Source organism: Micromonospora sp. CPCC 206060, assembly GCF_036906895.1.
Classification (GTDB): Bacteria; Actinomycetota; Actinomycetes; order Mycobacteriales; family Micromonosporaceae; genus Micromonospora.
The window spans coordinates 117,059-126,109 of the sequence record NZ_JBAKHU010000010.1 but is presented as its reverse complement, the minus strand read 5'-3'; the positions used below and the strand labels follow the sequence as shown (position 1 = coordinate 126,109).

Below are 9,051 nucleotides of genomic sequence, written 5' to 3'. Positions count from 1 at the left end.
CACCGAACTCGTCGCCGGCTGTCCCTGGCTACCCACCGGCGCAGCGACCACCTGACCAGTCACACTTCTTGTAGTTGCAAAAAAGTAGCTTGGAACGCGTGCTCCCGCTGCCTTATCGGCTGCGGGAGCACGTTCTATTCCTGGTATGCTGCGTTTAGCCTGCCTGCGAAAGTGATCCAGGTGTAGGGAATGAAATTGAGTGTGGGGCCGGAGGGGTCTTTGGAGTCGCGTACCTCGACCATGCCGTTGATGTAGCGGACTTCGACGCATGAGCCTTCGATGTTGCTGCGACTGGATTTGCGCCAGGTGCTGTCGAGTGGCCGCATGGGGTGGCTCCTCCTCGGAGGGGTCAGGCGAGCCCCGCAGCCACCTCCTTGATCAGGCTCGTGGACCTGGCAGGGCTGAGGGCGGCGGCGCGGAGGTTGTTGAACACCACGTTATACCGCCGTACATCAGCCCCTTCGACGAAGATTCCGCCGGTCAACAGCTCGACGTAGACGGCATCAGGGCCGGCTCCCTCATCGAACTCCATCACGGTGAAGTTTGTTGGTGGGGCGGGACTGGTGGTGTCGCCGAGCGGCAGGACCTGCAACTTGACCGGGGGAAGCCGGGCGACCTCGATCAGCCGGTCGTACTGCGATGCCATGACCTCGGGGCCGCCGACGACCCGACGAAGTGCCGCCTCATCGAGGACGACCCAGAGCCGTAGCCGATCCAGCAGGGACTGTCGTTCCATGCGCACGGCGACCTTGCTGTCGATGGTGGCCGCCGACATGGCCGGCTCGGGCGCTTGGGCGGCGGTGGTCAGCAGGGCGCGGGCATAGTCCTCGGTCTGGAGCAGACCGTGCACGGTGGTCGACTCGTACACCCGTAGCTCGGTGGCGGCCGACTCCAGGCCGACGTAGGTCGTGTAGGAATCTGCCAGGGCCTCGGCGTACTGCGACCACCAAGCGCGCTGCTTGCCCTGCCGGGCGAGGGTGCAGAGCGCGTCGACTGTCTCCGGGTCGGTGATGCCGTAGTAGCCGAGCAGTTCGCGCAGTTCCTTGGGCTGGATGCCCTGCCGGCCGCCTTCGATCTTGTAGAGCTTGCTCGGCGATGACCACTCCATCTTGGTGGCCACCTGCTCGCCAGTCATGGCGGCAGCCTTGCGAAGTCGGGTCAGCTCCTGGCCCAGCCGGCGGCGGGGAACGGTCGGACTCGTCACGCTGCGCAGTCTCCCCTGATACGCAGGCGAATGCAAGCACTGTTCCGATCGGCTTGGCTTCTTGCCTAGTCAAATCGCATATGCGATCCTCGCTACCAAGCGTGGCCACTGGGCAACAGCAGGTCACGGGTGGTGGTGGTTTCTCGACCGGAGGTGCGTGCGGGTGAACCGGCGGGTGAGCTTCGACGAGTACCTGATCGCCACGGCGTTGACCCTGGCGCGGCGGCACCGGCCGGTCTGGTCCTGGCAGCGTTGGCGGCGGGTCTGCCGTTGCGGTAACGAGTTGCCCTGCCACGCCCGCCACCGCATCCCGATCAACCGGGGCCACTGGCCGCAGTCGGCGTCGCAGTCGCAGCCGGAGCGGCGCCGGTGACCAGCCACGGTCCCGTACTCCCGATCTGGCACTGCGGCGGCTGCGGCGCACCCTGGCCCTGCCGGACCCGGCGCACTGAGCTGCGCGCCGAGTACGACAGTGCCCCGGTCTCGCTCGCCCTCTACCTCGGCGCCCAGCTTGTCGCAGCGTCCCAGGATCTGCCGTGGGTACCCGCCGGGGATCTGCACCGCCGGTTCCTCGGCTGGCTGCGGTGAACCGTCGTGTCCCCGTACCCGGGGATGTGGTTCTGCTCGGCGCGGCGGCGAGCGTGCAGTTCGGCGGCTCGCGGGGGTTGCGCCTGCGGGTCAGCGCCGTCGGCACCGCGCCGACCTATCACGGCTGGTGCTGGCTGACCGGCTACGTCCTCGACGCGGCCGGCGATGCCGTTGACAAGCGTGAGGTGTACGTCCAGGTTGCCGGCCTGCGGATCGTGCCCCGCCCGCCCCGGCGGGCAACGCCCCGATGACTAACGCCCGGTGACTATCGTGCCGGTGTGACCCAGTGGACGGTGTGGCGGCAGGACGACAACGGCAACCGGTACCCGGTGGGCGGGTACGACGACCGGATCGACGCGCTGGCCCGGGTGCTGGCGCTGGCATCCGGGGTGGTGCACAAGCAGACCTACTGGGTGGACGGGCCGCCCGACCCTGCCTGCGTCACCAACCGTGACCTCTACGTTCGCCTCAACGATGCCGGGGAGCGGATGACTACCGCCGGCCGTACCCTCGACGAGTTTCTGCGGGCGTGGTGGCTGGTCAGCCGGCCGCTCGCCGGTCGCAGCGAGCTGGACCTGGACACGGTGGCCGCGATGATCGTCGCCGCCGAAACCGTTCCGCCACCACCATTGGGCGAGTCGTGGCGTACCGCCGAATTCCGGGTGGTGGGCGAGGTGATCGGCTATCCGGCCTGGGAGGCGATCGTGCTTTCCCAGGTCGCCGATCTGGCCGACTTCGCCGACCAGGGCCCGTTCGACCAGTACGCCTCCTTGGGCGTCGACGCGCCCCGCCCGCCGGGCCGCGTACGCGCCACCGGCCTGCGCTGGTACAACGTGGACCCACGCGGCTACCTGGAGTGCGGGATGGCCGGCGCGCTGGGTGGCTGGGACGAGGCGGACGAGCTGCGCGTACCCGTACCCGGTCCGGTGGTGCCGTTGCGTCCCGAGCCGGCGCCCGGCGAGCGACCGGTACCCACCCTTACCTGGGCCGATCTTGCCGAACTGGCGGTCTGCGGCCAGGAGTACGAGTAACCCGCCCCACCGACCTGCGCTCGAATCAGGCGATGGCGGCGATGGCCCCGTCGTCGAAGTAGGTCGCCTGGTGCAGGCGCCCACCGAGGGCGGCGGCGTACCGGGAGAGCACGTCCTGCCCGGAGACCCTGCCCTGCTCGATCTGCGACACCCGGCCCTTGGCGACGCCCATCCGGTCGGCTACCTGCTGCTGGGTCAGCCCTTGGGCGCGGCGCAGTTCGGCGAGGCGGTGCCCGATCACGGTAGCGAGTAGTTCCTGCTTACCGGCCTCGACGGCGTGCTCTCCGCCGGCACGTTCGACCTGGGCAGCGCGAATGTCGTTCCAGCGTACGTAGCTCATGCCTGCCGGCCTTCCTCGTCAATGTGCCTCCTCTGATCGTCAATGAGCCCCGTTGATCATGAAGTTGTTGCTGTGACACGCCGAGGCGGATGACAACAACTTCATGATCAACGGGGAGAGCGGGGGTCGACGGGGAGTGGGCGGGGCGGGCCGGCGGGGCGGGTCTGCGGGGCGCTGCCTATGGGGCGGGCGGAGAGGATGGGTCAGGGCTCGGGGGTGGTGAGGTAGCGGTCGAGGGTGGGGCCGAGCCAGGTGGCCAGCTCGTCCGGGGACATGGCGACCACCGGGGGCAGGCGCAGGATGTACCGGGTCAGCGCCAGCCCCAGCATCTGGGTGGCGACCAGTCCGGCCCGGCGTGCGGCGTCTGCCGGGTCGGGGCAGACCCGCGCCAGCGCTGGGGCGAGCTGGGCGCCGAAGATCTGCCGCATCCGCTCGGCGGCGGCCTCGTGGCTGACGGCGGCCCGGAGCAGGGCGAACAGCGTCTCGTCGCCCTCCCAACGGCGCAGCATGTGCCGGACCAGGGGAGCGCCGATCCCGTCGGCGGGCAGTTCGGCCAAGTCCGGTAGCCGCAGGTCGAACTCGGCCGCCGCAGCGAAGAGTTTCTCCTTGCTGCCGTAGTAGCGCATCACCATCGCCGGGTCGATCCCGGCGTCGGCGGCGATCGTCCTGATGGTGGCCCGCTCGTACCCGTCGGCGGCGAAACGTTCCCGCGCGGCGGTCAGGATGGCGGCCCGGGTGGCGTCCGAACGGCGCGGACGGTCCGGGGCGGATCGGTGCGGGTACTCCGGCTCGGCTCGACGTGGGTGTTCCGCGGGTACGTGGTCGGGCGGCGGGACGGTCGGGTTCACGTCAACGAGTGTAGGTCAACAGGCGTTGACATTGATACGGACTTGGTTCTAGCCTCGGACTCAGCGTGATGCCAACGCTTGTTGACTTTTGGGAGGCGGACATGGCGATTCCCAACGAAAGTGACGTCAGGGAAAGTGACGTCGTCGTGGTGGGCGCGGGCCCGACCGGGCTGCTGCTCGCCGGGGACCTGGCTGCGGCCGGCGTACGCACCACCGTGCTGGAGCGCCGTACCACCGAGTCGAACCTGACCCGGGCGTTCGGGGTACACGCCCGGACGCTGGAGCAACTCGACAACCGGGGGCTCGCCGACGAGCTGATCGCCGCCGGGCAGACCGTCCGGGGGCTACGGCTGTTCGACCGGATCGCGATCGACTTCGCTGACCTGCCCAGCCGCTACCCGTACCTGCTGATCGTCCCGCAGTACGAGGTGGAGCGGCTGCTCCGGCGCCGGGCGGTGGAGCACGGCGCGACCATCGTCCGGGGTGCCGAGGTGACCGGCCTGCGCCAGGACCCCGAGGGGGTCGACACCGAGACACGGACCACCGACGGGACCACGATCCTGCGGACACGGTACCTGGTGGGCGCGGACGGGGTACGCAGCCGGATGCGCGAGGCGGTGGGGCTGCCGTTCCCCTGCGAGGCCGTACTCACCTCGATGATGCTCGCCGACGTCCGGCTCGACACGCCGCCAGCCGACACGATCGCGGTCAACGCAACCGGTGACGCGCTCGCCATGATCGCGCCGTTCGGCGACGGCTGGTACCGGATCATGGCCTGGGACCGGCACCACCAGCAGCCCGACCACGCGCCGCTCGATCTCGCGGAGATCCGGGAGGTGACCCGCCGGGCCCTCGGCACCGACCACGGCATGCACGATCCGCGCTGGATGTCCCGCTTCCACTCGGACGAGCGGCAGGTCCCGGCGTACCGGGTCGGCCGGGTCCTGCTGGCCGGCGACGCGGCGCACGTGCACTCGCCGGCCGGCGGGCAGGGCATGAACACCGGCCTCCAGGACGCGGCCAACCTGAGCTGGAAGCTGGCGGCCACGGTGCGCGGTGTGGCGCCGGCCGGGCTGCTCGACTCGTACCACGCCGAACGGCACCCGGTCGGGAAACTGGTGCTGCGCAGCAGCGGCGCCCTGATCCGGGCGGCGATGCTGCGGCCCCGCCCGGCCCGGGCCGCCCGCAACCTGGCCGCCGGCACCGCGCTCCGCGTCCCCGCGATCCGGCGCCGGGCCACCGGCATCATCACCGGCCTCGGCATCGCGTACCCGGGAAGCCACGGTGACCACCGACTGGTCGGCCGCCGGGCCGAGGACCCGGCGGTGGCCGGCGCCGCCGCCGACCGGCTCCGCGCGGCCCTGCGCGCTGGTCGCTTCGTCCTGCTCACCCCGAGCCTGCCACCCGCCGACCTCACCGACGGGCTCACCGTGGTCGCCGCGCCCGGTCCGATGATGCTGGTACGCCCCGACGGCTACCTCGCCTCCGTCATCGACGACGCCGATCCCGCCCGCCGGCAGGCGGCACTCCGCTCCGCGCTGGAGCGCTGGTGCGGCGGGGCGCCGGCACGGGTCCGGCAGTAGCAGGAGTAGCCGCCCGGACGGTGGGTATGCCGACGCGCCAACGGCGAAAGGGGAGCACATGTCCGAACGGCATACCGCCCTACGTTCCATGCACGATCTGGGTCTCGCGGCCTGGTTCGGCGGTTCGCTGATGGGCGCACTGGGAGTCAACGGCGCGGCGGCCCAGCTCGACGACTCGAAGCAGCGCCTGCCTACGGCCTCGGCGGGCTGGGCCCGCTGGACGCCGGTCAACGCGGCGGCGATCGGATCGCACCTGATCGGCGCGGCCGGTGAGCTGGCGGTGGAAAGTCCCCGGGTGGCCGCGCAGGCGGGGGTGGCCAAGGCCAGCGCGGTCAAGACCGGCCTCACGGTGGCGGCGCTCGCGGTCACCGGCTACAGCCGGCTGCTCGGCATGAAACTGGAGAAGGCCGGCCGGACCCCGGTCGGCGGGGCCACCGAACCGACCTTCGACACCCCGTCGGACGTCGCGTCCGCCCAGCGGCAGATGAAGATGCTGCAATGGGCGATCCCGGCGCTGACCGGGGCGCTGATCGTGGTCACCTCGTTCATGGGTGAGCAGCAGAAACCGGGCCAGATGTTCCGGGGGATGTTCGGCCGGGCCAGGGGGCTGATGAACGCGGGCAAGGGCCTGGGGATGGCCGGCGCGACGGGTATGGCGGCCCGCAAGCGGGGAATGGCACTGAACCGGCACTGAGCCCAGCACTGAGCCATCCCGGCGGATCGGCTGGCGGCGTCCGTCCTCGGTTGACGGACACCGCCAGCCGTCTGCGTGCGCGCGGGCCGCACCCCGTACCACTGGTGCGGGCCCTGTCGAGCTGCTGGCATGGACGGGGCAGAGCGGGGTGGGTCGTTCCGTCGGTCGGAGCAGAGGAGTATCCCTGACCCTGCCTGCACAGACGGAGCAGCTCGACAGTGCGCCGGCCCCTGTCCCGCCCCTCGGCGCCACAGCGGCGGCGCGATGTGCGCGATGCGGCCGGGCTCAGCCGACGGCGTACCGGTCGATCTCGGCCAGTTCCTCGGCGGTGAAGTCCAGCCGGGCCAGGGCGGCCACGTTCCCCTCCAACTGGGCCACGCTGCTCGCCCCGATGATCAGACTGGTCATCCGGGGATCGCGCAGCGCCCAGGCCAGCGCCAACTGGGCGAGGGTCTGGCCGCGCCGCTCGGCGATCTCGCCGAGTCCGCGTACCCGGGCCATCTTCTCCTCGGTCAGGTCGCCCTCGTCGAGGAAGATGCTGGTGCGGACCCGGGAGTCCTCCGGGATGCCGCCCAGGTACCGGTCGGTCAGCAGGCCCTGGGCCAGCGGGCTGTACGCGATGCAGCCCGCCCCGACCCGCTCCAGTGTGTCGAGCAGTCCGTCCCGCTCGGTCCACCGGTTGAACATCGAGTACGACGGCTGGTTGATCAGCAGCGGGGTACCCAGATCGGCCAGGATCGCGGCGGCGCGCCCGGTCTGCTCGGCGTCGTAGTTGGAGATCCCGACGTAGAGCGCCTTTCCGGAGCGGACGATGGCGTCCAGCGCGCCCATCGTCTCCTCCAGCGGGGTGTCCGGGTCGAACCGGTGCGAATAGAAGATGTCCACGTAGTCCAGCCCCATCCGGCGCAGCGACTGGTCCAACGAGGAGATCAGGTACTTCCGGGAGCCCCACTCGCCGTACGGGCCGGGCCACATCAGGTAGCCGGCCTTGCTGGAAACGACAATCTCGTCGCGGTACGCCCTCAGGTCGGTGGCCAGCAGCCGGCCGAAGTTCTCCTCGGCGCTGCCGGGTGGCGGGCCGTAGTTGTTGGCCAGGTCGAAGTGGGTGATGCCCAGGTCGAAGGCGCGCCGGACGATGTCGGCCTGCCGGTCCAGCGGCCGACCGTGGCCGAAGTTGTGCCACAGGCCGAGCGAGATCGCGGGTAGGCGCAGGCCGCTGCGCCCGCTGCGGCGATAGGTCATCGAGTCGTAGCGGTCGTCCGCGGCGAGGTACGTCACGATCATGAGCCTAGCTGCGGGTACGCCCCTGCCGGGTCGGACCGGTGGCACCGGTCCCACCCTGGGCCGGTCAGCGCGGGGTGCAGGCCGGTGAGTTGGCGTCGGGGAAGTCCCCCGAGCCGATGAACCCGATGACCGTGCTGTCGCCGTGCTGCAACCGGCCGTTCCAGGCCACGCTGCGGGCCGTGACCATGGTGCCGGAACTGGTCAGCTCCGCGTTCCAGTGGTTGGCCACGGTCACCCCGCTGGTGAACGCCCAGCCGACGCTCCAGCCGTCGGTCGTTCGGTTGCTGATGTTCCTGACCGTCACCTCGACCTGGAAGCCGCCCTGCCACCTGTTGATCACCCGGTAGGTCGCGGTGCAGCCGCCCGCCGTCGAGGCCGGGTCGGTACGCACATTCCGGGTGGGCAGCGCCGAGCCGGGGTAGCTTCGGGACATGCGCTTCGTCCCACTCGACACCCCCAAGCCCATCTCCAAGATCGGCCTCGGCACCTGGCAGTTCGGCTCCCGTGAGTGGGGCTACGGGCCGGAGTACGAACGCCGTGCCGCGCAGATCGTCCGGCGGGCCCTCGAACTCGGGGTCACCCTCTTCGACACCGCCGAGGTGTACGGCTTCGGCCGCAGCGAACGGATTCTCGGCGCGGCCCTCGGCGACGACCGGTCGAAGGTGGTACTGGCCAGCAAGATCCTTCCGGTGCTGCCGCTCGCCCCGGTCGTCCAGCAGCGGGCGGTCGCCTCGGCGGCCCGGCTCGGCGTCAGATCGATCGACCTCTACCAGGTACACCAGCCCAACCCGGTGGTCCGGGACCGGACCACCATGCGCGGAATGCGACTGTTGCAGGACGTCGGCCTGGTCGGTGAGGTGGGGGTGAGCAACTACGGACTGGCCCGCTGGCGGGCCGCCGAGGCGGCACTGGGCCGGCGGGTACTCAGCAACCAGGTCCGGTACAGCATCGTCGACCGGGGACCCGAGCGGGACCTGCTGCCCTACGCCGAACAGGCCGGCCGGCTGGTCATCGCGTACAGCCCGCTCGCCCAGGGCTTCGTCTCCGGCCGGTACGACGCGAAGAACCCGCCGTCCGGCGCGATCCGCCGGGCCAATCCGTACTTCCTGCCAGAGAACCTGGAACGCGGCGCCGGCCTGATCGACACGCTGCGCGAGGTGGCCGCCGCCCACGACGCCACGCCGAGTCAGATCGCGCTGGCCTACCTGCTGCGCCACCCGAGCGTGGTGGCCATTCCCGGCGCGTCCACCGTGGAGCAGATGGAACGCAACGCCGCTGCCGCCGACATCGACCTGGCCGACGACGAGTATGCCGCACTGGTCACCGCCGCCCGGGCATTCCAGCCGGTCACCGGGCTGGCCGCGGTACCGAAGCTGATCCGGGCCCGATCGGGTCGCTGACCACGGTCCGTTGACCAGGGGCACGCTGACCTGGCCGCGTACGTGCCGGTGACCACGCTGGACCCGGCTGGGTCAGAAT

13 protein-coding genes are annotated in these 9,051 nt (G+C 70.7%); 7 read left to right on the top strand and 6 right to left on the bottom strand.

Annotated elements, in window-relative coordinates; translation table 11 throughout:
- Positions 1 to 134: 134 nt before the first annotated feature.
- Positions 135 to 326 carry a DUF397 domain-containing protein gene (locus V6U90_RS10705; RefSeq protein ID WP_334434039.1) on the bottom strand — a complete coding sequence of 64 codons (192 nt, stop codon included), beginning with the start codon at positions 324 to 326 and terminating at the stop codon, positions 135 to 137.
- Between the two features lie 23 nt (positions 327 to 349).
- A complete protein-coding gene (locus V6U90_RS10700; protein ID WP_334434037.1) occupies positions 350 to 1,204 on the bottom strand; it encodes a helix-turn-helix domain-containing protein in 855 nt (284 codons plus the stop codon).
- Between the two features lie 163 nt (positions 1,205 to 1,367).
- On the opposite strand from V6U90_RS10700, the gene V6U90_RS10695 reads away from it, so the two are divergent.
- From V6U90_RS10695 to V6U90_RS10680, 4 genes are read left to right on the top strand one after another with little or no spacing between them, the layout of a single operon-like run.
- On the top strand, positions 1,368 to 1,577 hold the full coding sequence (locus V6U90_RS10695) for a hypothetical protein (RefSeq protein ID WP_334434035.1): 210 nt from the start codon (positions 1,368 to 1,370) through the stop codon (positions 1,575 to 1,577).
- The gene (locus V6U90_RS10690) at positions 1,574 to 1,792 is read left to right on the top strand and encodes a hypothetical protein (RefSeq protein WP_334434033.1); all 219 of its coding nucleotides are present in this window, start codon (positions 1,574 to 1,576) and stop codon (positions 1,790 to 1,792) included. Before V6U90_RS10695 ends, V6U90_RS10690 begins: the two co-directional genes overlap by 4 nt.
- Complete coding sequence (locus V6U90_RS10685) at positions 1,789 to 2,043, top strand: hypothetical protein (protein WP_334434031.1); 255 nt, start codon at positions 1,789 to 1,791, stop codon at positions 2,041 to 2,043. The genes V6U90_RS10690 and V6U90_RS10685 overlap by 4 nt, the downstream gene beginning before the upstream one ends.
- 27 nt (positions 2,044 to 2,070) lie before the next feature.
- The gene (locus tag V6U90_RS10680) at positions 2,071 to 2,823 is read left to right on the top strand and encodes a hypothetical protein (protein WP_334434029.1); all 753 of its coding nucleotides are present in this window, start codon (positions 2,071 to 2,073) and stop codon (positions 2,821 to 2,823) included.
- Between the two features lie 25 nt (positions 2,824 to 2,848).
- Here V6U90_RS10680 and V6U90_RS10675 read toward each other — a convergent pair whose 3' ends face one another.
- Positions 2,849 to 3,163, bottom strand: coding sequence for a helix-turn-helix domain-containing protein (locus V6U90_RS10675; RefSeq protein WP_334434027.1), 315 nt, complete (start codon positions 3,161 to 3,163; stop codon positions 2,849 to 2,851).
- Between the two features lie 203 nt (positions 3,164 to 3,366).
- Positions 3,367 to 4,011, bottom strand: coding sequence for a TetR/AcrR family transcriptional regulator (locus tag V6U90_RS10670; protein ID WP_334434025.1), 645 nt, complete (start codon positions 4,009 to 4,011; stop codon positions 3,367 to 3,369).
- Between the two features lie 101 nt (positions 4,012 to 4,112).
- Here V6U90_RS10670 and V6U90_RS10665 point away from each other — a divergent pair, with 101 nt between their 5' ends.
- The gene (locus V6U90_RS10665) at positions 4,113 to 5,594 is read left to right on the top strand and encodes an FAD-dependent monooxygenase (protein ID WP_334434023.1); all 1,482 of its coding nucleotides are present in this window, start codon (positions 4,113 to 4,115) and stop codon (positions 5,592 to 5,594) included.
- Positions 5,595 to 5,652: 58 nt separating this feature from the next.
- Entirely contained in the window at positions 5,653 to 6,288 is a 636-nt protein-coding gene (locus V6U90_RS10660; protein ID WP_334434021.1) for a hypothetical protein, read from the top strand.
- Positions 6,289 to 6,573: 285 nt separating this feature from the next.
- Here the strand turns inward: V6U90_RS10660 and mgrA are convergent, their stop codons facing one another.
- Both mgrA and V6U90_RS10650 read right to left on the bottom strand, forming a co-directional pair.
- Positions 6,574 to 7,572: an L-glyceraldehyde 3-phosphate reductase gene (mgrA, locus tag V6U90_RS10655; RefSeq protein ID WP_334434019.1), complete on the bottom strand. Its 999-nt coding sequence runs from the start codon at positions 7,570 to 7,572 to the stop codon at positions 6,574 to 6,576.
- A gap of 64 nt (positions 7,573 to 7,636) precedes the next feature.
- Positions 7,637 to 8,005: a cellulose binding domain-containing protein gene (locus tag V6U90_RS10650; RefSeq protein ID WP_334434017.1), complete on the bottom strand. Its 369-nt coding sequence runs from the start codon at positions 8,003 to 8,005 to the stop codon at positions 7,637 to 7,639.
- On the opposite strand from V6U90_RS10650, the gene V6U90_RS10645 reads away from it, so the two are divergent.
- On the top strand, positions 8,004 to 8,972 hold the full coding sequence (locus V6U90_RS10645; protein WP_334434015.1) for an aldo/keto reductase: 969 nt from the start codon (positions 8,004 to 8,006) through the stop codon (positions 8,970 to 8,972). The genes V6U90_RS10650 and V6U90_RS10645 overlap by 2 nt on opposite strands.
- Positions 8,973 to 9,051: the final 79 nt, after the last annotated feature.